This window comes from Afipia sp. GW821-FHT04G03 (genome assembly GCF_059419985.1).
The window spans coordinates 386451-410592 of the sequence record NZ_JBWKSV010000004.1 but is presented as its reverse complement, the minus strand read 5'-3'; the positions used below and the strand labels follow the sequence as shown (position 1 = coordinate 410592).

Annotated in this window: 28 protein-coding genes; 20 read left to right on the top strand and 8 right to left on the bottom strand. The window is 63.0% G+C overall.

Annotated elements, in window-relative coordinates; translation table 11 throughout:
- Window positions 1-179: 179 nt before the first annotated feature.
- Entirely contained in the window at window positions 180-1523 is a 1344-nt protein-coding gene (gene aptA, locus AC07UB_RS20090) for an omega-aminotransferase AptA (RefSeq protein WP_494653883.1), read from the bottom strand.
- A gap of 180 nt (window positions 1524-1703) precedes the next feature.
- Between aptA and AC07UB_RS20085 the strand changes: the two genes are divergently transcribed.
- The 7 genes from AC07UB_RS20085 to AC07UB_RS20055 all read left to right on the top strand — a co-directional run bounded on the left by AC07UB_RS20085 (window position 1704) and on the right by AC07UB_RS20055 (window position 7033).
- Window positions 1704-2165 (top strand): TadE/TadG family type IV pilus assembly protein, encoded by a 462-nt coding sequence (locus AC07UB_RS20085; protein WP_494653884.1) that lies wholly within the window; start codon window positions 1704-1706, stop codon window positions 2163-2165.
- Between the two features lie 2 nt (window positions 2166-2167).
- On the top strand, window positions 2168-3850 hold the full coding sequence (locus AC07UB_RS20080) for a TadG family pilus assembly protein (RefSeq protein WP_494653885.1): 1683 nt from the start codon (window positions 2168-2170) through the stop codon (window positions 3848-3850).
- A 58-nt stretch (window positions 3851-3908) separates the two neighbouring features.
- On the top strand, window positions 3909-5378 hold the full coding sequence (gene hisS / locus AC07UB_RS20075; RefSeq protein WP_494653887.1) for a histidine--tRNA ligase: 1470 nt from the start codon (window positions 3909-3911) through the stop codon (window positions 5376-5378).
- A 126-nt stretch (window positions 5379-5504) separates the two neighbouring features.
- Window positions 5505-5915 carry a DUF2000 family protein gene (locus AC07UB_RS20070; protein WP_494653888.1) on the top strand — a complete coding sequence of 137 codons (411 nt, stop codon included), beginning with the start codon at window positions 5505-5507 and terminating at the stop codon, window positions 5913-5915.
- Window positions 5916-5930: 15 nt separating this feature from the next.
- Window positions 5931-6152: a tautomerase family protein gene (locus AC07UB_RS20065; protein ID WP_492792778.1), complete on the top strand. Its 222-nt coding sequence runs from the start codon at window positions 5931-5933 to the stop codon at window positions 6150-6152.
- 167 nt (window positions 6153-6319) lie between these two features.
- Window positions 6320-6715, top strand: coding sequence for a thioesterase family protein (locus tag AC07UB_RS20060; RefSeq protein ID WP_494653890.1), 396 nt, complete (start codon window positions 6320-6322; stop codon window positions 6713-6715).
- Between the two features lie 111 nt (window positions 6716-6826).
- Window positions 6827-7033, top strand: coding sequence for a hypothetical protein (locus AC07UB_RS20055; protein ID WP_492792035.1), 207 nt, complete (start codon window positions 6827-6829; stop codon window positions 7031-7033).
- Window positions 7034-7084: 51 nt separating this feature from the next.
- On the opposite strand, the gene AC07UB_RS20050 is transcribed toward AC07UB_RS20055, so the two are convergent.
- Window positions 7085-7378, bottom strand: a complete 294-nt coding sequence (locus AC07UB_RS20050; RefSeq protein ID WP_492792779.1) for a hypothetical protein — start codon at window positions 7376-7378, stop codon at window positions 7085-7087.
- 189 nt (window positions 7379-7567) lie between these two features.
- Between AC07UB_RS20050 and AC07UB_RS20045 the strand changes: the two genes are divergently transcribed.
- From AC07UB_RS20045 to AC07UB_RS20030, 4 genes are all read left to right on the top strand, one after another.
- Entirely contained in the window at window positions 7568-8038 is a 471-nt protein-coding gene (locus AC07UB_RS20045) for a hypothetical protein (RefSeq protein ID WP_494653892.1), read from the top strand.
- Window positions 8039-8292: 254 nt separating this feature from the next.
- Window positions 8293-8949: a ribonuclease T2 family protein gene (locus AC07UB_RS20040; RefSeq protein ID WP_494654204.1), complete on the top strand. Its 657-nt coding sequence runs from the start codon at window positions 8293-8295 to the stop codon at window positions 8947-8949.
- A gap of 42 nt (window positions 8950-8991) precedes the next feature.
- Window positions 8992-9852 (top strand): 23S rRNA (adenine(2030)-N(6))-methyltransferase RlmJ, encoded by an 861-nt coding sequence (locus AC07UB_RS20035; RefSeq protein ID WP_494653894.1) that lies wholly within the window; start codon window positions 8992-8994, stop codon window positions 9850-9852.
- 285 nt (window positions 9853-10137) lie between these two features.
- Window positions 10138-10353: a cold-shock protein gene (locus AC07UB_RS20030; RefSeq protein WP_492792039.1), complete on the top strand. Its 216-nt coding sequence runs from the start codon at window positions 10138-10140 to the stop codon at window positions 10351-10353.
- Window positions 10354-10456: 103 nt separating this feature from the next.
- On the opposite strand, the gene AC07UB_RS20025 is transcribed toward AC07UB_RS20030, so the two are convergent.
- Window positions 10457-11083, bottom strand: a complete 627-nt coding sequence (locus AC07UB_RS20025; RefSeq protein WP_494653896.1) for an outer membrane protein — start codon at window positions 11081-11083, stop codon at window positions 10457-10459.
- Between the two features lie 270 nt (window positions 11084-11353).
- Between AC07UB_RS20025 and uvrC the strand changes: the two genes are divergently transcribed.
- From uvrC to AC07UB_RS19995, 6 genes are all read left to right on the top strand, one after another.
- Complete coding sequence (uvrC, locus tag AC07UB_RS20020; RefSeq protein ID WP_494653898.1) at window positions 11354-13426, top strand: excinuclease ABC subunit UvrC; 2073 nt, start codon at window positions 11354-11356, stop codon at window positions 13424-13426.
- A gap of 88 nt (window positions 13427-13514) precedes the next feature.
- The gene (pgsA, locus tag AC07UB_RS20015; RefSeq protein ID WP_492792042.1) at window positions 13515-14129 is read left to right on the top strand and encodes a CDP-diacylglycerol--glycerol-3-phosphate 3-phosphatidyltransferase; all 615 of its coding nucleotides are present in this window, start codon (window positions 13515-13517) and stop codon (window positions 14127-14129) included.
- Window positions 14126-14377: a molybdopterin converting factor subunit 1 gene (moaD, locus tag AC07UB_RS20010; protein ID WP_492792043.1), complete on the top strand. Its 252-nt coding sequence runs from the start codon at window positions 14126-14128 to the stop codon at window positions 14375-14377. Before pgsA ends, moaD begins: the two co-directional genes overlap by 4 nt.
- 6 nt (window positions 14378-14383) lie before the next feature.
- Window positions 14384-14860: a molybdenum cofactor biosynthesis protein MoaE gene (locus AC07UB_RS20005; RefSeq protein ID WP_492792044.1), complete on the top strand. Its 477-nt coding sequence runs from the start codon at window positions 14384-14386 to the stop codon at window positions 14858-14860.
- On the top strand, window positions 14860-15870 hold the full coding sequence (gene prmB / locus AC07UB_RS20000; RefSeq protein WP_492792045.1) for a 50S ribosomal protein L3 N(5)-glutamine methyltransferase: 1011 nt from the start codon (window positions 14860-14862) through the stop codon (window positions 15868-15870). The genes AC07UB_RS20005 and prmB overlap by 1 nt, the downstream gene beginning before the upstream one ends.
- A gap of 12 nt (window positions 15871-15882) precedes the next feature.
- Window positions 15883-16347, top strand: a complete 465-nt coding sequence (locus AC07UB_RS19995; RefSeq protein ID WP_494653901.1) for a nucleoside deaminase — start codon at window positions 15883-15885, stop codon at window positions 16345-16347.
- Between the two features lie 19 nt (window positions 16348-16366).
- Here the strand turns inward: AC07UB_RS19995 and AC07UB_RS19990 are convergent, their stop codons facing one another.
- Window positions 16367-17479, bottom strand: coding sequence for a branched-chain amino acid aminotransferase (locus tag AC07UB_RS19990; RefSeq protein WP_492792047.1), 1113 nt, complete (start codon window positions 17477-17479; stop codon window positions 16367-16369).
- Window positions 17480-17716: 237 nt separating this feature from the next.
- Between AC07UB_RS19990 and AC07UB_RS19985 the strand changes: the two genes are divergently transcribed.
- The 3 genes from AC07UB_RS19985 to AC07UB_RS19975 are packed head-to-tail and all read left to right on the top strand — an operon-like array spanning window position 17717 to window position 20401.
- The gene (locus AC07UB_RS19985; RefSeq protein ID WP_492792048.1) at window positions 17717-18271 is read left to right on the top strand and encodes a MarR family winged helix-turn-helix transcriptional regulator; all 555 of its coding nucleotides are present in this window, start codon (window positions 17717-17719) and stop codon (window positions 18269-18271) included.
- Complete coding sequence (locus tag AC07UB_RS19980; protein ID WP_492792049.1) at window positions 18268-18993, top strand: response regulator; 726 nt, start codon at window positions 18268-18270, stop codon at window positions 18991-18993. Before AC07UB_RS19985 ends, AC07UB_RS19980 begins: the two co-directional genes overlap by 4 nt.
- A gap of 19 nt (window positions 18994-19012) precedes the next feature.
- Window positions 19013-20401: an ATP-binding protein gene (locus AC07UB_RS19975; protein ID WP_494653904.1), complete on the top strand. Its 1389-nt coding sequence runs from the start codon at window positions 19013-19015 to the stop codon at window positions 20399-20401.
- Here AC07UB_RS19975 and proC read toward each other — a convergent pair whose 3' ends face one another.
- The 4 genes from proC to AC07UB_RS19955 form a co-directional block, all read right to left on the bottom strand.
- Entirely contained in the window at window positions 20402-21235 is an 834-nt protein-coding gene (gene proC, locus AC07UB_RS19970; protein WP_494653906.1) for a pyrroline-5-carboxylate reductase, read from the bottom strand.
- 157 nt (window positions 21236-21392) lie between these two features.
- Window positions 21393-21893, bottom strand: a complete 501-nt coding sequence (locus tag AC07UB_RS19965) for a type III secretion system chaperone family protein (RefSeq protein WP_492792052.1) — start codon at window positions 21891-21893, stop codon at window positions 21393-21395.
- Window positions 21894-22329: 436 nt separating this feature from the next.
- On the bottom strand, window positions 22330-23283 hold the full coding sequence (locus AC07UB_RS19960) for a ribose-phosphate pyrophosphokinase (RefSeq protein ID WP_492792780.1): 954 nt from the start codon (window positions 23281-23283) through the stop codon (window positions 22330-22332).
- A 171-nt stretch (window positions 23284-23454) separates the two neighbouring features.
- Entirely contained in the window at window positions 23455-24075 is a 621-nt protein-coding gene (locus AC07UB_RS19955; RefSeq protein WP_492792053.1) for a hypothetical protein, read from the bottom strand.
- Between the last annotated feature and the right edge of the window lie 67 nt (window positions 24076-24142).

Here is a 24142-nt window from a genome sequence, read left to right as displayed (position 1 = left end):
GCGCGAAATTGTTGTGTCCGTGGCATGAGGGTGCGTCGTCATGACCGGGCATAGCCCGTCGAAGACGGGCGTGAACGCCCTTTTGCCCGGCCATCCACGCCTTCCTTGTCGTGAGCTTCAAGACGTGGATGCCCGGCACAAGGCCGGGCATGACGCAGAGAGATTTTGCGCGCTCTGTCTTACGCGACCGCGCGGATCACCTTGGCCATCTTGTCCATGATTTCACCGATCTGGCTTTCGGAGACGATCAGGGGCGGGGTCAGGCAGAGCGTATCTGCGGCGACGCGGATCATCAGGTCGTTGTCGTGGAACGCTGCATCCAGCGCCTCGAAGCCGCGCTTTCCGGGGCCTTCCTTGTTCGGCGCGAGATCGATACCTGCGGTGATACCGACGGTGCGGATGTCCACAACGTTCGGCTCCTTGCGCAGGCCCATCACAGCGTCGGCCCATGCCGGTTCCATCGCCTTGGCGCGCTCGAACAGGCCTTCCTCGCGATAGAGGTCGAGGGTGGCGAGACCGGCGGCGCAGGCCAGCGGATGCGCCGAGTAGGTATAGCCGTGGAACAGTTCGATGACATGGTCCGGCCCCTTCATGAAGGAGTCGTGGACGGTGTCGCGGACCAGCACGCCGCCCATCGGCACCGCGCCGTTGGTGATGCCCTTGGCGAAGGTGATCATGTCCGGCAGCACGCCGTAGCGTTCGGCAGCGAAGGCGTAACCGAGGCGTCCGTAGCCGGTGATGACCTCGTCGAAGATCAGCAGAATGCCGTACTTGTCGCAGATCGCGCGCAGCTTTTGCAGGTAGCCCTTCGGCGTCGGCAGCACGCCGGTGGAGCCGGCCATCGGCTCGACGATGACGGCGGCCACAGTGCCCGGGCCGTGGATGCCGACGATGCGTTCAAGGTCGTCGGCCAGATGCGCGCCCCATTCCGGCTCGCCCTTGGTGAAGGCCTGCTTCTCGCGATCGTAGGTGGTCGGCAGATGATCGACGCCGGTCAGCAGGGTGCCGAACATCCTGCGGTTGTTGACCATGCCGCCGACCGAGATGCCGCCGAAGCCGACGCCGTGATAGCCGCGCTCGCGGCCGATCAGCCGGGTGCGGCCGGCTTCGCCGCGGCCGTTGTGATAGGCCAGCGCCACTTTCAGCGCGGTATCGACCGCTTCCGAACCGGAGTTACAGAAAAACACATGCTCGAGCCCCTTCGGGGCGAGCGCGGCGATGCGGCTGGCGAGTTCGAACGCCTTGGGATGGCCGAACTGGAATGGCGGCGCGTAATCCAGCGTCGCGGCCTGCTTCTGGATCGCTTCTGTGATGGTGGTGCGGCCGTGTCCGGCGTTGGCGCACCACATGCCCGCCGCGCCGTCGAGAATATTGCGGCCGTCGGTCGTGATGTAGTGCATGTCCTTGGCGCCGGCGAGCATACGCGGCTTGCTCTTGAACGCGCGGTTGGACGTAAACGGCATCCAGTAGGCGGCAAGATCGTTCGGCGTCGCGACAGTCGGGCGGGGTTGTTGAATATTCAAGGGACGTTCCTTCCGGCAAGGAGGTTTCTTCTTGGGCGCAAGCCTATCAGCTTCCGGGACCATCCGGAACGGATCGCGGCGCATGGTCGCCGGTACGTGACAACACGGATCGCGGCATCAGGATAATACCCTTATTAGTTGAGTTATAGATTATATTGCCCTTAAAGGTTGTGTGCGTAAATGCCTGTCATGAAGCAGGCACGCAACAATCTGGGCAACTCATGGGTCAGGACATTCCGGACCGCGCAGGACGGCGCTATCGCCGTCGAGTTCGCGCTGATCTTTCCGGTATTCCTGCTGGTCGTGTTCGGCATCATTGTCTACGGCTCGTATCTCGCCGTCGTTCACGGCGTGCAGCAACTCGCCGCCGAAGCCGCGCGTTCGTCGATCGCCGGCCTGAGTGAGAGCGAGCGCAGCACACTGGCCAGCGCTTATGTCACCGGCAACGCGGGTTCCTATCCGCTGATTGATCCGGCGCATCTGACAGTCACCGCCGCGACGTCCGGGTCCGACGCCAATGTCTTCGTGGTCAAGGTCAACTACGACGCCTCGGGCATGTTCATCTATTCGCTGCCGACATTCGTGCCGGCGCCGCCCGCGACCATCGTGCGCTCGGCGGCAATCCCGCGCGGGGGGTACTGAGCATGATTCCGGAAAAGTGGGCATCGTTTCGTCACCTGATCCACCGCTTCAAGGCCGACGAACGCGGCAACATCGCGATCATGGGCGCGGCGGCGCTGCTGCTGGTCATCGCCTGCACCGCGCTCGGCGTCGATGTCGGCACCATCTTCGCCGACAAGCGCCGCACCCAGAGCGCCACCGATCTCGCGGCCATCGTTGCCGCGAGCGACCTGACCAATGCATCCCGCGCTGCTGCGGCGACCGTCGCCAAGAACAACTACCCGCCGGACTCGCTCGTGGCTGTCGAGCCTGGCGTCTACAAGGCGACCGCGTCTCTCTCGCCGCAGCAGCGCTTCGTGGCAGGTGCAACCCCCGCCAATGCGGTTCGGGTGTCGATGCAGACCAGGACACCGCTCTATTTCGGCAAGGTGCTGACCGGCGACAGCCAGTGGACTCTCAAGGCCAGCGCGATCGCCAGCACCACGCAACTGGCGTCCTTCGCCATCGGCTCGCGGCTGGCGTCGCTCAACGGCGGATTGCTGAATGCGCTGCTCGGCAGGATGCTCGGCACAACGCTGTCACTGTCGGTGATGGATTATAACGCGCTGCTCGGGGCGAAGATCGATGCATTCGATTTTCTCTCGGCGCTGGCGACGCGCCTGAACATGACCGGCGTGAGCTATGACACGCTGCTCAATGCCAACGTCAAAGTGCCGGACATCCTTGCAGCGCTTCTTGCCACGCAGACCGCAGCGAGCGGCAACAATGCCGCTACCGCTGCGCTGGCCAGCATTGTGTCGGCGGCGGCTGGATCGGCTGACAAGATATCCCTGAAATCCCTGCTCAATGTCGGGCCTTATTCCAATCTCACCGTCGGGCAGAAGCCGAAGGTTGGCGCGTCGGTGTCCGTCTACGATCTCGTGTCGGCGACGGCGGGGCTCGCCAACGGCACCAACCAGATCGCGGCGGGCGTGAATCTTGCGCTGTCCGGCATCGCGGGCGTGACCTTGCAGGCGACGGTCGGCGAACGTCCCGTCGGGACAAGCTGGATTACGGTCGGCGCGCTGGGCGCGAGCGTGCATACCGCGCAGACGCGCATTCTCCTGAAGATCCAGCTCGTGGGCAGCGGCGCCGTGTCGGTGGTCAATCTGCCGGTCTATGTCGAGATCGCGGCGGGCACCGCGACGCTCAATGCCATTTCGTGCGGCTACCCCAACGTCAACACCTCGACGGTGACGCTCGGCGTCTCGCCCGGCATCGTCGATGCGTGGATCGGCGACGTGACGACGGCGAACATGACGAACTTCTCCACCAAGCCCAATCCGCCGGCGGTCAACATCGTCGATCTCGGCGTGATTCAGGTCACGGGCCGTGCGCATGCGACCATGGCGAACAACTCGCCCACCAGCGTGACGTTCAGCTATGCCGACATTCAGGCGCAGATCAGGAAGACGGTGAACACCACGTCGTTCACGTCGTCGCTGACATCGAGCCTGCTCGGCGACCTGCAACTCGGCGTGCAACTCGGTCCGTTGGGCCTCCCGATCCCTGGCGTCGGCGCACTGGTGACGAGCATCATCTCGGGCGCGACGGGCTCGATCGACACGCTGCTCAACTCGGTGCTGCAAACCCTCGGCGTCGGATTGGGGCAGGCGGACGTCTGGGTCACCGGCGTGCGTTGCGACGGCGCGGTGCTGGTGAACTGAACCGCGTCAGGTCACCCCAGACTTGCCGCATCAGGCCTCCGCTGGTACCAACCGGCGCATGGCCGACAAACCCAAAAAACCGCAGAAACTCAAAGCCCGCCTGCCGCGCGGGCTGGTGGATCGCACGCCCGCCGAGATCGCCGCCACCCGCGTCATGGTGGAGAAAATCCGCGAGGTCTATGAGCGCTACGGATTCGAGCCGGTGGAAACCCCGGCGATGGAATACACCGACGCGCTCGGAAAGTTTCTCCCCGATCAGGACCGGCCCAACGAGGGCGTGTTCTCGTTTCAGGACGATGACGAGCAGTGGATCTCGCTGCGTTACGACCTGACCGCGCCGCTGGCGCGCTATGTCGCGGAGAATTTCGAGACGCTGCCGAAGCCGTATCGGTCCTATCGCCACGGTTACGTCTATCGCAACGAGAAGCCGGGTCCGGGACGCTATCGCCAGTTCATGCAGTTCGATGCCGACACGGTGGGCTCAGCATCGCCCGCCGCCGACGCCGAGATGTGCATGATGGCGGCGGACACCATGGAAGCGCTCGGCATTCCGCGCGGCAGCTATGTGGTGAAGGTCAATAACCGCAAGGTGCTCGACGGGGTGATGGAGAGCGTCGGCCTCGGCGGCGACGCGAATGCGGGCAAACGGCTGACGGTGCTGCGTGCGATCGACAAACTGGATCGGCTTGGCGTCGAGGGCGTGAAGCTGCTGCTCGGAGAAGGCCGCAAGGATGAGAGCGGCGATTTCACCAAGGGCGCGGCGCTCGATGAGGATGCTATCCAAAAGGTGATTGCGTTTACCGAAGGTGGCTCGACGGGCGGCTCGAAATTGTCTGAAGAAGGCAAAAGCGAACTCGACCAGATCGCATCATTGGTTTCCGCAGGTGGATACGACGAGCGTGTGAAGATCGATCCCTCCGTCGTGCGCGGCCTCGAATACTACACCGGCCCGGTCTACGAAGTTGAACTGCTGCTGGAAACCAAGGACGAGAAGGGCCGCCCCGTGCGGTTCGGTTCGGTCGGCGGCGGTGGACGTTATGACGGTCTCGTGTCGCGCTTTCGCGGCGAGCCGGTGCCGGCGACGGGCTTCTCCATCGGCGTGTCGCGCTTGCAGGCCGCGCTCACCATGCTCGGCAAGATCGACACCACGCCGGAGTTCGGTCCTGTGGTCGTCGTGGTGATGGATCGCAACGAGATCGCGCAGTATCAAAAATTCGTCGCCACGCTGCGCAACGCGGGAATCCGCGCCGAACTCTATCTCGGCAATCCGAAGAACAATCTCGGCGTGCAGTTCAAATATGCCGACCGGCGCAATTCGCCGTGCGTCGTCATTCAGGGCGGCGACGAGAAGGCGCGCGGCGAAGTCCAGATCAAGGATCTGATTATCGGCGCACAAATTGCCGACGCCAGCGGCGACCGCGACGACTACCTCCAGAAACAGTCCGAGGCGCAGTTCGCCGTGAAAGAAAGCGAACTGGTCGAGGCCGTGCGCAAGGTTTTGGCGCGGCACAACGTGCCGTGGAGATGACTTACCCTGTCATTCCGGGACGCGCCCCTTTTGGCGTGGACCCGGAAGCCATGCTCCCGGCGTAGCGATGGATTCCGGGTTCGCTCGCTTTGCTTGCGCCCCGGAATGACGTCTTGAGTTAATGCCATGCAGTTCGACACCAAGGTTGCCCTTATCATCCGCTTGGATCTGGAAGCGTGGCAGAAGCTCAACGTTGCTGCGTTTCTCAGCAGCGGCGTCGCGGCCTCATTTCCGGAATCGATCGGTGCGCCTTACGAAGACGGTTCGGGCACGCGCTATCATGCGCTGATCGGCCAGCCGATCCTGATCTATGGCGCCGACCGTCCGGCCCTCTCGCGCGCGCTTGAACGCGCGCTGGCGCGGGACGTGAAGCCCGCCGTCTATACCGAGGACATGTTCAAGACCACGCATGACGAGGCCAACCGCGCCGCGGTGAAGGCGGTCATCCGCGCCGAACTCAATCTGGTCGGGCTGGCGTTTCGCGCCGAGCGGAAGGTGGTTGACAAGATCGTCGATGGGTTGAAGTTTCACGCCTGACATTCTCGTCGTCACATCAAGAAGAGGAAACGATCAATGCCCGAGGTAACCATCAACATGGCCGCTGGACGCACCGACGAACAGAAGAAGGGCATGATGCTCGACATCACGCAGGCCCTGGTCAAGAACCTCGGCGTCGATGCAGAAGCCGTCACCGTCCAGATCAACGAGGCGCCGCTGACCCACAAGATGAAGGGCGGCAAGACGTTCGTCGAGCGCAAGGCGGCTGCGAAATAACCTAGTGTGGCGGTTCGCAAGTCCGCATTGTGTCTACGGCACTTTCATTTGCGGACTTGCGAACCAAAACCACACTAGAATCATACTTTCTGGCGTCCTGTTGAATCCGAAGTTCGCTACGGAAGGTGCCGCAAAATGAAGCGAACTTCGGATTCAGGACGCTAGCGATGAAGGTGCTTGATAAAGTCACCGTCGGCATCCCTGGCGAAACGGTTGTCACCGTGACGCAGGAAATGACGGTGAAGCATTTCCTGTCCACCATGCCGGCGGTCTATGCGACGCCGATCATGATCCTGAACATGGAAAGGGCCTGCACCGCCTCCATCGCCGACCTGCTGCCGGAAGGCTATGTCAGCGTCGGCATGGAGGTGAACATCCGGCATCTCGCAGCGACGCCGGTTGGCCGGACGGTTCGCACGGTTTCGCGCGTGGTCGAGGTCGATGCCAGGAGTGTGCTGTTCGACGTGGAAGCCTGGGAGGGTGACCGCAAGATCGGCGACGGCACCCACCGGCGCGGCGTTATCAACATCGCGGCGTTCGAGCGTCGGCTCGGCGCGACCTGACGTCAGGCTCGCCGCTCATATTTTTTGACAGATTCCGGATGGTCCGGGCGTGTGAAGGAACGCGGAATGGCGTACCATCCTGGCGTCCTCGCCTTCGAATGGAGATATCCCATGAGGTTTGTTGTGCTTGCCGTGGCTCTCGTTCTGCTGTCGGTGCAGGCCCATGCGCAAATGGGCAAACAGCAGGGCGCCGCCGCGGATCCCAAGGACGTCGACCGGCAGAAGCGCATGGCCAAGGAAGAGGCCGATGCCAAGGCCGCGATGAAGAACGTTCCGGATTCGAAAGAGAAGTACGATCCCTGGAAGATCGCGAAGTGAGGATCGCAAGCTAAGCGCCGGTCCGAGCGTCCGGCGCAGTCCTGACGGGCGTCAGTAGCCGACGCGCAGCGGGCGATCGAGATGGCCCGGATGGACCCAGACGCAGGCGAAGGAAATGTACCCGCCGTATTGCGCGTCCACGCCAGTCAGCTTCACGCCCTTGCCGTAGCCGGCGCAGTGGCTGGCGGCCATGGCCTTGATGTCCGCGCCTTCTTTGTAGAGCGAATAGGCGATGATGCCGCCGGTGTCGTTGCCCTTGAACGGCGGGACCCATGTTGCCCCGGCCGGAGCGGACACAGCCAGCGCGCACGCCGCAGCCAAAATCGCCAATCCCGTGGTCCGCATCGTGTTCTCCAAGAGAATCCTGATTGTCATCGCGAACGCACCATAAAGCGCCCGGCCTGTCATGGAAAGAACGCCGGCGGGTTCTGGCGGGGGTTGGCCGCCGAGTGTTGCCGCGCTGCACTTGACCGGCTGACGGCTTCGCGGCACCTTCCGTCGCAACATCATCCCGGATTCCGGTGGACCGCTTTCATGCGCGACCTTTTCCCGACATTGCGAAAAACGATTCTTGCCGTGGCGTTCGCCGCCGTGGCTGGCCTCATGGCCTTGAGCCCGGCGGCCGAGGCTGCCAACGCGCTGGAGCGCGGCATCTGGCTGTCCGGCCCGCGCTACGACGGCCAGATGGGCGAATGCGGTGAGGCGCTCGCCGCCATTTCCTCCCAGTTCGCCGAAAAAGAGAGCAAGTTCTGGAATTCCGCCCTCGAGATCACTGGCTATGCCAATGTTCATGAGGTGGCCTTCCGGGCCTGGGCGAACGACAGCATTCCACGCCGCTTCTGCACCGCCAGCGCCATGCTGAACGACGGCCGTGCGCGTCAGGTGCACTACTCGATCATCGAGGACGGCGGCTTTGCCGGTTTCAATTCCGGCGTTGAATGGTGCGTGGTCGGCCTCGACCGCAACTGGGCCTACAATCCGTCCTGCAAGGCCGCGAAGCCCTGAGCTTCGCACGCAGCCTTTCCTGAGATGACAACGCCTCGCCCGCCACGGTGGACGAGGCGATTTTGTTCTTGAAATGTTCTCAGGCCGTGAATAGGCTTGAAGCATCGTGTGAAGTTGATTGCTCCGGCGTCGCCGGTCCGGAAAATGTTCGAGAGTGCGGGGGCGTCGCCATGGTTTCGTTTGAGAGAGCTTCTTTTGGTCTGACTTTTTTTGACAGGGCCGGGTTTTCTTTTGGCCGCTTGTCTCGCCAGTTGATGTTTGTGCTGATCGGCCTCGCCGTCATGGCCGGGACCGCATCGGCGCAGGACCACCGCCAGAACGCACCCGGCGAATTCGACTTCTACGTCCTGTCACTGTCGTGGTCTCCATCGTTCTGTGAGGCTGCGAGCGAGCGCGGCAACTCCAGCCGCGGCATCCAGACCCAATGCGCCGGCCGGCCGTTTTCCTTCGTCGTGCACGGGCTGTGGCCGCAATACGATCGCGGCTTTCCGAATTATTGCCAGCGGCCCGCGCCGCGCCTCGCACGCAACATCATGACCTCGATGCTGGACCTGATGCCGGCGCCGGGGCTGATTTACAACGAATGGGACAAGCACGGCACGTGTTCGGGTCTCGGCGCGCGCGGTTATTTCGAAACCATCCGCAAGGCGCGTGCGGCCGTGAAGATTCCGGCCGAATATCTTGAACTGGCCAACCCGAAGAGCGTGGCGCCCGCGGAGATCGAGGATGCCTTCATCAAGGCGAACCCCGGCCTGTCCAGCTCGGCCATCGCCGTGACCTGCGACAGCAAGCGCCTCAGTGAGGTGCGTATCTGCATGAGCAAGGATCTGCAGTTCCGCGCCTGCGAGGAAATCGACCGCCGCGCCTGCCGCCGCGACAAGGTCGTCATGCCGCCGATGCGCGGGGGATAAGCGCACGTTACTTTTGCTGCGCGATGTCGTAACTGTCGCGGCATGAATTACCGTCACGCATTTCACGCCGGAAACTTCGCCGATGTCATCAAGCACATCGTGCTGGCGCGCATCCTCACCTATCTCCATGAAAAGCCCGCCGCGTTTCGCGTGATCGACACCCATGCCGGCGCGGGGCTGTACGATCTCACGAGCAGCGAGGCCGAGCGCGGCGGCGAATGGCGCACCGGCATCGCGCGGCTGATGCAGGCGCGGTTGTCCGAATCCGTGATGGCGCTGGTGTCGCCCTATCTCGACATCGTGCGCGCGTTCAATCCGCAACGCGATCTCACGACCTATCCGGGATCGCCGCTGGTCGCGCGTGCGCTGCTGCGGCCGCAGGACAGTCTGGTCGCGTGCGAATTGGAGCCCGGCGCGCGCAAGCAACTGATCGCAGCGCTTCGCCGCGATGAACAGGCCCGCGTGGTCGATCTCGACGGCTGGACGGCGCTTCCCGCTTTCGTGCCGCCGAACGAGCGGCGCGGACTGGTGCTGATCGATCCGCCATTCGAGAAGCGCGATGAATTTCCCCGGCTCGCGGAAGGCTTCGCGGCGGCTCACGCCAAATGGCCGACCGGCATCTACATGCTCTGGTATCCGGTGAAAGAACGCCGCGCCACCGACACGCTCGCGGATCATGTGGCCGCTGTCGCGAACGCCGGCGGCGGTGAAGCCAAATGCCTGCGCGTGGAATTCAGCGTCGCGCCGCAGACGCCGGACGCAGGCCTTGTCTCCGCGGGGCTGCTGATCGTCAATCCGCCCTGGACTTTGGCGGCGGAGTTGAAGGCCATCCTGCGCGAGCTTGAAAAGCCGCTCGGTCAGGGCGGGGCGGCCCGCTTCCGGATCGAAGCCGTCAGGGCTTGACGCACTGCGGTATGAGCGCGCCGCTGCTGCGTTGCCCGAAATTGAGGCGTGCCGGCGGAAAACTCAAATCGGCGTAGTCAATTCGCCGGGAACCGTATTATGCTCAGCGGTGTGAGGCTGGCTTTACGTCCCGCGTCCGCGAATGGTCGCGGCGGAATGACGAGGCCCCGAGCGCTGCTCCGGTTTTTCCGGTCCGCTCCCAAGGCCAATGCTTTCCGGCAGTGAATGCCGGCCAGGCCGATGCGCGTTAGCGCTTCGGCGGAGCAATGCGGGGAGGGGTTCCCGATGGCCATGACGGGTACGGTCAAGTTCTTCAATGCAGAGCGCGGTTACGGTTTTATCAAGCCGGATGACGGCGGGCGCGATGTGTTCGTGCACATCACCGCGGTCGAGCGCGCGGGACTGAAGGATCTGACCGAAGGACAGCACATCACCTTCGAAGTCGAACCTGACAAGAAGGGCAAAGGACCGAAGGCGGTCGATCTCGTGATTTCGTCCTGAGCAAAACGCGGCGACATATCCGCCGCAGATTGTGTCGTGCAAAAAACAAAATCCCGGGCGCGAGGCCCGGGATCGATGGATTGTGAAAAGGCGTCGGCTTCGATCAGAAGCGATAATTGACGCCCAGCCGAACCGTGCTGAACTGATAGCCGTGCGGCAAGCCGGTCATCAGGAAATTCTTTTCGCTCAGGTCGACGTAGAGATATTCGATCTTGGCCGACCAGTTCTGGTTGATCGCATATTCAGCGCCGACGCCTACCGTCCAGCCTGCGGATGTCTGACTCTCGGAGAAGCCGCCAGATTCGACCTTCAGCGTGCCGAACGCAAGGCCGCCGGTGCCGTAGAGCAGGACGTTGTTGAAGGCGTAACCGAGGCGGCCGCGCAGGGTGCCGAACCAGGGATTGGAGAACTTCCACGGCGCAAAGGTATCGTCCGCGGAATTGAGCTGCAGGTCGCCCTCGATGCCCACCACCAACTGGCCGGACTGGTAGTTGTAGCCGGCCTGAAGGCCGCCGAGCACGCCGGAGGGCCGCGTCCCGCTGTTGTTCACGTCGCCCCAGCCGTAGCCGAGATTGCCGCCGATGTAGGGGCCCATCCAGCTGTTGGCGAGCGGCTGATTGACTGTGTAGGGCTGCGAATAAGGACGGCGACCATACATGTCCGCGGCCTGCGCGGATGCCGTCACCCATGTTGCGGCGGCGACCATCGCGCCAAGAACAATCTTCCTCATCTCAACTCTCCTCACACGCGCCAACTTCGGCGGGCGTCAATTCCTCAAATGCGGCGGCCCCCGCACGGTTACGGGAGTCCACCTTTTCTGCATAAAATTTATCGATAGTTTTACATTAAGCAGTCGTTAAGCCGGCCGGCGCCCCCACTTACGTCCTTAAGAAAGTGTTACAAGGCTGATCCACCGATGGCCGCGCCTTGAGATGTTTGAGGCATCTCCGTGGCCCGGCACCTGCTGGATGAAACCGCGCGCACCCCTTAAGTTCTGGACATGAATCACGACACCTCCGACCCGACACAGCCGCCGGACCAGCCGGCGCCGGACGCACCTGCACAAGAAACTTCCGCGCGGAACCTGCGCGGACAGGACGTTTCAGGACAAGATCTGGATCCGGCATCGATCGCGGCCGAGGACGATGTGGAAGCCAGCCTTCCGGAACCGGTGGACGATTCCGCCGAGTTTGCGACTGAGGGCACACTCGCTGTCGGCCGGGCGGCGATCGAGCGCGCGGTGAAACTCGCCCCGACCTCGCCCGGCGTCTACCGGATGCTCAATGCCGCGAACGACGTTCTCTATGTCGGCAAGGCCAAGAGCGTCAAAAAGCGGCTCGCGTCCTACGCGCGTCCGACCGGTCAGGTGGCGCGCATCGCGCGGATGATCGCAGCCACGGTCAATGTCGAAATGATTTCCACGGCGACCGAGACCGAGGCGCTGCTGCTGGAAGCCAATCTCATCAAGCAGCTTCGTCCGCGCTTCAATGTACAGCTGCGTGACGACAAGTCGTTTCCCTACATTCTCATTACCGGCGACCATTGGGCGCCGCAGATTCTCAAGCACCGCGGCGCGCAATCGCGGCCTGGCCGTTACTTCGGCCCGTTCGCGTCGGCCGGCGCGGTCGGCCGTACCATCACGGCGTTGCAGCGTGCGTTTCTGGTGCGCTCGTGTACCGATTCCTTTTTCGAGAGCCGGACGCGGCCGTGTTTGCTGTACCAGATCAAGCGCTGTTCGGGTCCCTGCACCGGCGAGATCGATTTTACCGGCTACACCGAACTAGTTCGCGAAGCGAATGACTTTCTTTCCGGCCGCTCGCGGCTGGTGAAGCAGGAACTCGCCGGCGAAATGGAGAAGGCCTCGCACGATCTCGAATTCGAGCGCGCGGCGCTCTATCGCGATCGCCTCGCGGCGCTGTCCGCGATCCAGTCGCAGCAGGGCATCAATCCGCGCACGGTGGAGGAGGCGGACGTGTTCGCGATCCATCAGGAAGGCGGCTATTCCTGCGTCGAAGTCTTCTTCTTCCGCACCGGCCAGAACTGGGGCAACCGCGCCTATTTCCCGCGTGCGGATAAATCGCTCGGTCCCGATGAAGTGCTGGGCTCGTTCCTGGCGCAGTTCTATGACGACAAGCCGCCGCCGAAGCTGATCCTGCTGTCGCATCGCGTCGAGGATCAGGAGTTGCTCGGCGAGGCGCTGTCCGTGAAAGCAGGGCACAAGGTCGAAGTCGCGGCACCGCAGCGCGGCGAGAAGAAGGAACTGGTGGCGCACGCGCTGACCAATGCGCGCGAGGCGCTTGGCCGCAAGCTTGCCGATACTGCGACGCAGACACGGCTGTTGCAGGGGCTATCGACTGCGCTCGGCCTGCCCCGCGTGCCGAAGCGAATTGAGGTTTACGACAACAGCCACATCCAGGGCACCAACGCGGTGGGCGCGATGATCGTCGCCGGGCCGGAAGGCTTCCTCAAGAACCAGTACCGCAAGTTCAACATCAAGTCGGAAGGTCTCGCGCCGGGCGACGACTACGGCATGATGCGCGAAGTGCTGGAACGCCGTTTCAAGCGCCTCATCAACGATGCCGCCGAAGGGAAGAAGCCGAGCGACGACAGCGTTCCGCAATGGCCCGATCTGGTCATCATCGATGGCGGTCAGGGCCAGCTCAACGCGGCGCGCGAGATATTCACGGCCCTGAATTTGTCGGAGGTGTCGCTGATCGCGGTCGCCAAGGGACCGGACCGTGACGCCGGCCGCGAAACCCTGTTCATGCCGGACCGGCCATCCATCAAGCTCGAGCCGCGCGACCCGGTGCTGTATTTCATTCAGCGGCTGCGCGACGAAGCGCATCGTTTTGTCATCGGATCGCACAGAAAGTTGCGTAAGAAGGATATCCGTGAGGCCGGATTGCAGGAAATCCCGGGTATCGGCCCGTCACGTAAACGTGCGCTGCTGCACCACTTCGGGACGTTGAAGGAGATCGAGCGAGCCTCGGTGGCGGATCTCGGCAAGGTTCCGGGCGTCAGCGCTGAAAGCGCGCGGAAAATCTTCGATTTCTTCCATCCGGGCAACGGTTAGCAGCGTTCCCGCCGCCCTTGTTTTAGACTTGCCCGAAATGCGCGCCGTAGGCTGTTGACGCGGGCGTTTTCGCAGTATTGGTAACCTTATGGTCAGTGTCGTCACCCCCAAGCCGGCGAAGCGCTCGCTGTCTTTGCCCAATATCCTCACTTATTCCCGGATTGCCGCCATTCCGGTGGTGATCGGCTGCATGTATGCACAGTCCATCATGGGCGCGCCGCTGTGGCTGCGCTGGGTGGCGTTGTTCGTCTTCATCGCCGCTGCCGTCACCGATTTTCTCGATGGTTATTATGCGCGAATCTGGGACCAGCAATCGTCACTGGGGAAAATGCTCGACCCGATCGCCGACAAGCTGCTGGTGGCGTCGTGCCTGCTGATGCTGGCGGCGGATGAGACCATCCGCGGCTGGTCGCTGTGGGCCGCTATCGTCATCCTGTGCCGCGAGATTCTGGTGTCGGGCCTGCGCGAATATCTGGCTGTCATTCGCATCAGCGTGCCGGTGTCGCAACTGGCTAAATGGAAGACCACGGTTCAGCTTGTCGCCATCGGATTTCTGATCGCGGGCGAAGCAGGCGAGGCCATTCTGCCGCCGACCATCCTGATCGGCATCGTGCTGTTGTGGATTTCGGCGATTCTCACCATTTACACCGGATGGGATTACCTCCGTGCAGGGATCCATCATCTGACCGAGGAAGACCGGTGAAGGTTCTTTATTTCGCATGGGTGCGCGAGCGCGTCGGCAAGGCGGAGGAAATGCTTGAGCCGCCAGCGAGCGTCCGCACCGTGGCCGACCTGATGCAGTGGCTGGTGGCGCGCGGCGAGGAATACGCCAACGCCTTCGCCTCGCCGCGCACGATCCGCGCCGCCATCGACCACACCCACGTGAAGTCCGATACCGCGATTGCCGGTGCACGCGAGATCGCGTTTTTCCCGCCGATGACCGGCGGTTAAATTTCCATGGCCATTCCGGTCACCATCCGCCTGCAGTCCGCCGATTTCGACATCGCGGCGGAGATTGCAGCGCTCACCAAGGGCAACACCGACATCGGTGCGGTGGTTTCCTTTTCCGGGATCTGTCGGGGCGGCACAGGCAAGGATGCCATCGTCGCGATGACGCTCGAGCATTATCCCGGCATGGCGGAAGCCGAGATCGGCCGGCATGTGGATGAAGCGACATCGCGCTGGCCGCTGACCGGCGTTACGGTGATTCATCGTTATGGCCGCGTCGTGCCGGGCGACAATATCGTGCTGGTGCTGACGGCCTCGGCTCACCGCGAAGCTGCGTTTCAGGCGGCGGAATTCCTGATGGACTATCTCAAGGCCAACGCGCCGTTCTGGAAATCCGAAGAGCGCGCCGGCGGCAGCGAAAAGCAACAGGTCTGGGTCGATGCGCAAGCCCATGACGACGACGCGGCAGCGCGCTGGAAAAAGTAATGGCAAAGAAATCGAAACCGGCAGCAGCGAAAGCGGCAACGAAGCGCGCAGGCGGGCGAGCCTCCACGAAAAAGCTCGCCAGAGCCACGAAGCCGCTCAAGGTCGCGCCGGGCGAACTCAAGACGCTGCTCGACCTGATGCGCTACGGAGTCAGCCGCTTTGTCGAGGCTGAACTGGTGTTCGCCCATGGCACCACCGATCCGGTGGCGGAAGCCGCGTTCATCGTCTGCGAAGCACTGCATCTGCACCCCGACCAGTTCGAGATGTTCGCGAATGCGCGGGTCACTTCGCATGAAGCGGCGAAAATCCTTTCGCTGATCGACAGGCGCATCGCCACGCGCAAACCCGCGGCGTATCTCGTCAACAAGATCTACATGCGCGGTCTGCCGTTCTATGTCGACGAACGGGTGATCGTGCCGCGTTCGTTCATCGGCGAACTGCTGGATTCGCATTTCAGCGGCGACCTCGAGGAGGAGGGCGGTTCGCTGATCGACGATCCGGGCAATATCACGCGCGTTCTCGATCTGTGCACCGGCTCCGGGTGTCTTGCGATTCTGGCGTGTCAGAGTTTCCCCAATGCGACCGTCGATGCGGTGGACATTTCACCGGATGCGCTGGCGGTCGCCGCGCGCAATGTCGCCGATTACGGTCTCGAGGATCGCGTGTCGCTGTATCAGGGCAACCTGTTCGAGGCCGTCGGCGACGAGCGTTACGATCTCATCATCACCAATCCGCCTTACGTCGATGCGGAGGGCATGGCGGGCCTGCCGCGCGAATGCCTGCATGAACCCGTGATCGCATTCGACGGTGGCGATGACGGTCTCGACCTCGTGCGCAAGATTCTAGACGAGACGAAAAATCACCTCACGCCGGACGGCGGGCTGCTCTGCGAGATCGGCCGGGGCCGCGATGTGTTGGGGGATGCCTATCCGAACCTGCCCCTGCTGTGGCTCGACACCGAGGACTCCGACGGCGAGGTGTTCTGGATTCCTGCAGAGGCATTGGCGTAAGGAGAGAGCGGCATGTCTGCTGAACGCTTTCTGTGCGAGGCGATCGATCTTGCACGTGACAATGTCCGACGCGGTGGCCGGCCGTTTGGCGCGGTGCTGGTCAAGGATGGCAAGACGATCGCAACCGGCGTCAATGAAATAGCAGTAACCGGCGATCCCACCACACATGCCGAACTGCAGGCGATCCGCGCCGCAAGCCGTGCGCTCGGCTCGCCGCGGCTTGATGGTTGCGCGATCTATGCCAGCGGACATCCGTGTCCGATGTGTCTGGCGGCGATGCATCTCACCGGCATCACCGAGGTCACCTACGCGTACTCCAACGAGGACGGCGAGCCCTACGGGCTATCGACCGCGGCGATCTATGCCGAGATGGCGCGACCGGTTGCGAAGCAGATCGCGCTCAAGGTGGAGTATTTCCCCGTCCGTCCGGACGGGGAAGAAGATCTCTACAAGATGTGGAAGGCAGCCGCTCGATAGCGGCGCGCGTCAATGTCGCTCACAGAACCTTCTTGATCCAGTTGTGCGTGTCGGCTGCACGACCGTACTGGATGTCGACGAGCTTCTTGCGCAATCCCATCGCAACGGGACCTGCCGCGCCGCCGTTGATGGTGAAATCGCCACTCACGGAACGAACCTTGCCGATCGGAGAGATGACGGCCGCCGTCCCGCATGCGAAGGCTTCTTTCAGCTTGCCGCTGGCAGCATCCGCGCGCCACTGGTCGATGGTGTAGGTCTCCTCGCGCACGCGCGTGCCGGTTTCCTTCGCGAGCGCGATAATCGAATCCCGGGTGATGCCCGGCAGGATCGTGCCGAGCGGCGGCGTCAGCAGCGAGCCGTCGTCGAACACGAAGAACACGTTCATGCCGCCGAGTTCCTCGATGTAGCGGCGCTCGACCGCATCTAGGAAAACCACCTGATCGCAGCCGTGATCGATAGCCTCGGCCTGCGCGCGCAGGCTCGCGGCGTAGTTGCCGCCGCATTTGACCGCGCCGGTGCCGCCGATCGCGGCGCGCGTGTAGTTCTCCGACACCCAGATCGACACGGGAGCGGGGCCGCCCTTGAAATAGGAGCCGACCGGCGAAGCGATGACAGCGAAGATGTATTCCGCGGACGGCTTCACGCCGAGGAACACCTCGTTCGCGATCATGAAAGGCCGCAGATAGAGACTGCCTTCGCCACCCGGTATCCATGCGCTGTCGATGCGCACGAGCTGCTCGATCGCTTCGATGAACACAGGCTCGGGCAGCGGCGCCATCGCCATTCGCTCGGCCGAACTCCGGAAGCGCCGGGCATTGGCGTCGGGACGAAACAGGTTCACGCCGCCGTCGTCGCGCTTGTAGGCTTTGAGGCCTTCGAAAATTTCCTGAGCATAGTGCAGGACCGCTGTCGCCGGATCGAGCGCGAAGTTCGCGCGGGATTCGATGCGCGCACCATGCCAGCCCTTGCTCTGGCTATAGCGAACCACGGCCATGTGATCGGTAAAGATCCGGCCGAAGCCAGGATCGACGAGCTTGGCCGCACGGTCCTTCTCGGACGTCGGGTTCGCCGCAGGCTGCGTTTCGAATGGCAGCAGCATCGCGCCGTCGATTTTATCGAACGAAACTCCCATCGCATTTCTCCCAGATCGGCCGGTTCACTCGCGGGAGCCGGCAGGTGCTCGTTCGTTTGTCGTGAGCGGTTAAGTCCAGTATGTTTCGTGGAATGTCGACCGACAATCGCACGGCGAAAAAATCGCTTCGTATCCGGCCGAGGTTTTCAGGTATCTCCGAGAGGCCGAAGCGGCGAAATATCCGAATATTTCGTGAAGCTTGGTCTTTTTGTAATATTGAACCCAAGATATGTCAATATGCCTGACGTAAATTTCAAAGCACAGGGTGCAGGGCAGGTTCCCGCCAGAGAGGGGACCGGCGCGCCAGCGCTGTCCGGCGACCAGCGCTGGGACATCATCGAGTTGCTGTTTTTCGCCTACCGCGACTTCGTCGGCGACGCCGATCATGTGCTGGAGGAGTTCGGTTTCGGCCGCGCCCACCACCGGGTGGTCCACTTCGTTACCCGCTATCCGGGCCTCAAGGTCGCCGACCTGCTGGACGTGCTGCGGATCACCAAGCAATCGCTCGGACGGGTGCTGAAACAGCTTCTCGACGAGGGCTATATTGTTCAGAAGGCCGGTGACAACGACAGGCGGCAGCGTCTTCTTTTTGCCACGGCGAAGGGCGAGGCCCTGGTGGCGAAGCTGGCCGGTTTACAAACCGCGCGCATCACCCGTGCTCTCGAAGGCATGAGTCCGGCGGCCGCGGACGGCGCGCGCCAGTTCCTGCTCGGCATGATCGACCACGAGGATCCTGACAAGGTGCTGGACGTGATCCTGAGGACCGGCCGCAAGGCAAAGGACGCAAGGTGACAGAGACCGTAACCCCGGACCGAGTGCGCGCCGAGCCCGCCGACGATGCGCCGCATCTGCTGCTGGTCGACGATGACCGCCGCATCCGCGATCTGCTGTCCCGCTTTCTCGCAGGCGAAGGCTACCGCGTCACGACCGCCAAGAGCGCGGCCGACGCCCGCGCCAAGCTTACCGGCCTGCATTTCGATCTGCTGATCCTCGACGTGATGATGCCGGGCGAAACCGGCTTCGATCTCGCGCGCTCGATCCGCACGTCGTCGGCAGTGCCGATCATCATGCTGACTGCGCGGCACGAGGCCGAAGCGCGCATCGAAGGCTTGCAGATCGGCGCCGACGACTACGTGGCCAAACCGTTCGAGCCGCGCGAGCTTGTGCTGCGCATCGCCAACATTCTGAAGCGCGCCGCGCCGGTGGTTGCGCCGCCGGTGGAATCGGTCGCGTTCGGGCCTTACGTCTATCATCTGGAGCGCGGCGAATTACGCGACGGCGAGAAGATCGTCCATCTTACCGACCGCGAGCGCGACATGCTGCGCATCCTTAGCGCGACGCCGGGCGACACCGTGCCACGCGCCGCGCTGACCGGCGGCGACGGCACCGCCAATGAGCGCGCGGTGGACGTGCAGATCAACCGGCTGCGGCGCAAGATTGAACGCGATCCTGCCAATCCGCTGTTCCTCCAGGCGGTGCGCGGCATCGGCTATCGCCTCGTGGCGTCGCCATGAACCGTCCGGACGCGTGGTCATGAGTACGCTGGACACCGGCCTGACTTTCATCCGCACCGCGTCCCGTCGCGTCTCCAGCGCCAGCGAATGGCTGGGCCGCTGGTTCAAGGAGATGATGCCGAAGGGGCTTTACGCCCGCGCGCTGCTCATCATCATCGTGCCGATGGTGATCCTGCAATCGGTGGTCGCCTTCGTGTTCATGGAGCGGCACTGGAATACGGTGACGCGGCGTCTGTCGGCCGCCGTGGTGCAGGACATTGCCGCGCTGATCGATGTCTACAAAGTGTACCCGCAGGACAAGGACCGCACACAGATCAAGCGGATCGCGCAACAGCGTCTCGGGCTGGTGGTGGATTTCCTGCCGGTCAACGACATGCCGGCGCCGGGGCCAAAGCCGTTCTTCTCGCTGCTCGACCAGACATTGTCGGTACAACTCTCTCGCCAGATCGGACGCCCGTTCTGGATCGACACCGTCGGCCGCTCGTCGCTGGTGGAAATCCGGATCAAGCTCGACGATACGGTGATGCGCATTTTCGCGCAGCGCAGCGCCGCCTATGCGTCCAACTCCGAGATTTTCATTTTCTGGATGGTGGGTACCTCGTCGATCCTGCTGATTGTTGCGGTGCTGTTCCTGCGCAACCAGATCAAGCCGATCCTGCGGCTGGCGGACGCCGCGGAAAGTTTCGGCAAGGGCCGGGAAGTGCCTGATTTTCGCCCGCGCGGCGCACGCGAGGTCCGCCGCGCGGCGCTCGCCTTCATGGAAATGAAATCGCGCGTCGAGCGCAGCATCGAGCAGCGCACCGCAATGCTGGCCGGCGTCTCGCACGATCTGCGCACCATCCTGACACGCTTCAAGCTCGAGATGGCGCTGATCGGCGATAGTCCGGAAGTCGAGGGCATGCGCAAGGATGTCGATGAGATGAGCGGCATGCTGGAGGCCTATCTGTCCTTCGCGCGCGGCGACAGCGGCGAGCAGGCGCAGCCGACCGACATGGAGCTGGCGCTGGAGGAATTGCGCAGCGACGCCGAACGCCACGGTCATGCGGCCACCGTCGTATTCCATGGCCAGCCGCTGGTGACGGTGAAACCCGCTGCGTTCAAGCGCTGTCTCGCCAATCTGGTCTCAAATGCCGCGCGCCATGCCGACGCGATCTCGATCACCGGCCATCGCGATCATCGCTATCTGACGGTGACCGTCGACGACGATGGTCCCGGCATTCCGCTCGATATGCGCGAGGAAGTGTTCAAGCCGTTCCTGCGGCTCGACGATGCGCGCAATCAGGACGAGGGCGGCACGGGGCTCGGACTTGCGATTGCCCGCGACATCGCGCGCTCGCACGGCGGCGACATCACGCTCGGCGACAGCCCGATGGGCGGGCTGCGTGCGAGGGTGCGCGTGCCCGTATAATTACTTCGCCAGTTCCTTCGATCGCTTCGTTGCCGCCGCAATGGCGCGGGTCAGCAGCGGCTGAAAGCCGTCCGGTCCCATCAGGACTTCAAGCGCCGCCGCCGTGGTGCCGCCCGGCGAGGTGACATTCTGGCGCAAGGTTGCGCTGTCGAGATCCGAGCGATGCAGAAGTTCGCCTGAACCCGACACGGTATCGCGTGCGAGCCTTGTCGCCAGAGCTTCCGGCAGACCGGCAGCGACGCCGGCGCGCGCGAGTTCTTCCGCCAGCAGGAACACGTAGGCCGGACCCGATCCTGAAACTGCGGTGACCGCATCCATCAGTGCTTCATCCTCGACCCATTCGACGGCCCCGGTGGCGCGCAGCAGCGCGTCCGCGACGGCGCGCTGGTCCGGCGAGACGCCGTTTGCCGCGACCGCGACCGTGATGCCGCGTCCGATGGCGGCCGGCGTGTTCGGCATGGCGCGGATGACCTTGCCGCCGCAGATGCCGGTAATGCCCGCGATGGTGGTGCCCGCCATGATCGAGGTCACGAGTGTGGTTGGACCGACCAGGGATTTGAGTTGCGGTCCGGCTTCGCGAAACATTTGCGGCTTGACGGCGAGCACCAGCACGTCGGCGCTGACGTTTTTCGTATCCGGATTGAGCTTGACGCCGCGCGCCACGAAGCCGCGCGTCTCGTCGGAGGGATGCGGTTCGATGACGGCAACCTGTTCGGCATCGAGCCCCTGCGCCAGCCAGCCGGACAGCATGGCGCTGCCCATCTTGCCCGCGCCCGCGAGCACGAGAGTGCCTTCGAAGTTTTTCAGCGCGTCGGAGGATACGGTTGTTGCCATGATTCAATCTATCCGGGTCGTCCCCGCGAAAGCGGGGACCCATAACCACAGAGTTCTATTGAATGAGCAGGAGTGCAACAAGCTATTGCGAACTCTTGCGGGCGGTAAGAATGGGTCCCCGCTTTCGCGGGGACGACATCGCATATTTGAAGAAGGTCTACGCCTCGCCGGCAGTGTCGAACATCGCCGCGGTCATGGCTTCCGCGGCGGTCTTGCCGGCCCAGGTCACGAATTGCAGCGCCGGATAGTAGCGCTCGCTGGCGTGCAGGGCGCCCTCCAGCATGAGTTCGCATTGAGCGGGCGTGGCGGCCATGCCGCCCGGCAGGATCAGCGCCTGCCGGTACATGACCGACCCGGTGGCGAGCCAGACGTCGAAGTGACCAATCCACAATTGCTCGTTGATCGCGGCGATCAGGCGCTGCACTTCGCCGCGCCGCGCCTCGGGGATTTTCATATCGAAGGTGCAGGCCAGATGCAGCGCGTCGATCTCGCCCATCCAGGTGAACGACAACTGGTAGTCGGTCCATTGTCCTTGCGTCAGGATGGTAATCTCGTCCTGGCCCGAGCGTTCGAACGACCAGTCGTTGGACGAGGCGATCTCTTCAACCACCGAAAGCGGGCTGTTCCGCGAATCCGTAATGATGTCCAGTTGGGACATGCTGCCTTCACCCTGAGTTGGTGTGGGATGTGAAACGCTGAACGAAACGCAAAGAACGAGCGATGACTGTCGCTGCAAGTTCTCCGTTTACGATCATGACGGCCCGGCTTCGGATCGTGCGCCGCAACGGCAACCTTGTGACAAGATTGATCGGTGATTTGCTGAATCCGCGCAACGGCAGCGCGAATCCCGTCCACAGGCAAAGGGTTAATTTCAAGACTCTTCAACAGATTAAGCGCAGCCGGTAAATCTGTCTCAGGTTTTGCATGCCGCCGGACAAATTCCTGAGTCAGCGCATGTGCTTATGGCGCAATGACTCGCGCCATGGAGATCATGTGCGCGAGAACAAAACGGAATCGGATTCGCGGGGTACGAGTCATGCGCACGCAATCACGCGCGGAAGCTGAATAAAAAATTTTTATGAATCGCGGAAAGATCAGTCGAACAGGCTCGAAACCGACTCTTCGGACGCGGTGCGGCCGATCGCTTCGGCGATCAGGGAGGCGACCGAGAGCACGCGGATGTTGGACGCCTTGCGCATCGCGTCGGTCGGTTGAATCGAGTCGGTGATGACCAGTTCCTTGAGCCGCGAGGAGGTGATGCGCGCCACCGCGCCGCCCGACAGAACGCCATGGGTAAGATAGGCCGAGACTTCCTTGGCGCCGTACTTGAGCAACGCGTCGGCCGCATTCACCAGCGTGCCGCCGGAATCGACGATGTCGTCGATCAGGATGCAGTTGTAGCCGGCGACATCGCCGATCACGTTCATGACTTCGGATTCGCCGGCACGTTCGCGGCGCTTGTCGACGATGGCCAACGGCGCGTTGATGCGCTTGGCGAGGCCGCGTGCGCGGGCCACACCGCCGACGTCGGGTGACACCACCATCACCTTGGCGAGGTCAAACTTGTCCTTGATGTCGCGCACCATCAACGGCGAGGCATAAAGGTTGTCGGTCGGGATATCGAAGAAGCCCTGGATCTGGCCGGCATGCAGGTCGAGCGTCATGACGCGGTCGGCGCCGGCATGGGTGATCATGTTGGCCACCAGCTTGGCCGAGATCGGGGTGCGGCCGCCGGCTTTGCGGTCTTGCCGCGCGTAGCCGAAATAGGGGATCACGGCGGTGATGCGGCGCGCGGAGGCGCGGCGCAGCGCATCGGTGATGATCAGCAATTCCATCAGATGGTCGTTGGTCGGAAACGACGTCGACTGGATGATGAAGACGTCGGAGCCGCGGACGTTTTCCTGAATCTCGACGAAGATTTCCATGTCGGCGAAACGGCGCACGCTCGCCTTCGTCAGCGGAACGCCGAGCACCGACGAAATCTCGGCAGCCAATTCGGGGTTCGAATTGCCGGCCACCAGCTTGATGGAGCCATTCTTCGCTGAAATTGCAGCCTCTCCTCGCGACGTGGGGGAAACGCTTTTCAACATAATCTGTGCCGCCCGTGGAACCCGTTACCTGCGCTTTTGCAGGCGCGTGATAACAAGGACATAACAAGGCTGGCAATACAGCCCTTAGTGTTTTCCTGCAAAAACCGGCGTGCGGACGGGCCCGTATCCCTAATGGGCGCTGAAGGCCAGCGTCTGCATTTGTCCGGGCGTCGATTCAGGCCGATTCTCGTCCGTTTGCGCGATGGCCGGTCCGGATGACCGGGGCGCCGCCGGGGCCGGGGAGTCCTGTGCCGGGACGGTCCCGCTGATCAGGCCGTTGAGGCCGTTCAGCCCGGCGAGCGCGATTCGGCGCATCAATTGATCGTCGGCGATGGCCCAGGCGTCGCGGCCACCCTTGCCCCCGGCCTCCTCGCCGCTGAGGCGGATGGCGCGCTCCTGATCCCGGTCGTAGACGTCCCAGACCCAGCTGATGGTGGTGCGGCCGCGCCGGACCTGCGCCGACAGATAGCTCCGGATCCGGTATGAAGCCTGTGCCTCGCGGGAAACGATGGTGAAACTGCGGGCGGCTGATTCCGCCTCCAGCGCGCGCACCATCCGGTCGAACACCTGTGGCGGCGGGCCATCCACGGATTCGAAGGCGACCGTGGGGCCGAACGACTGGCCGGTGGACACCGCGATCTGGCCGCCGGCCGCGCATCCGGAGGTGATGCACAGCGCGGCAAACAGCGCCGGCAGCCGCAAGTGGCGCAGCAAGGCCCGATACGCTCCGGAATTCATACGCAACGCCATCCCGAAAATCCCTGTCCCGCAGGCGTCTGTCGCGCCGCTGGGCCGGATCGAGCGATACCGTTAAAAC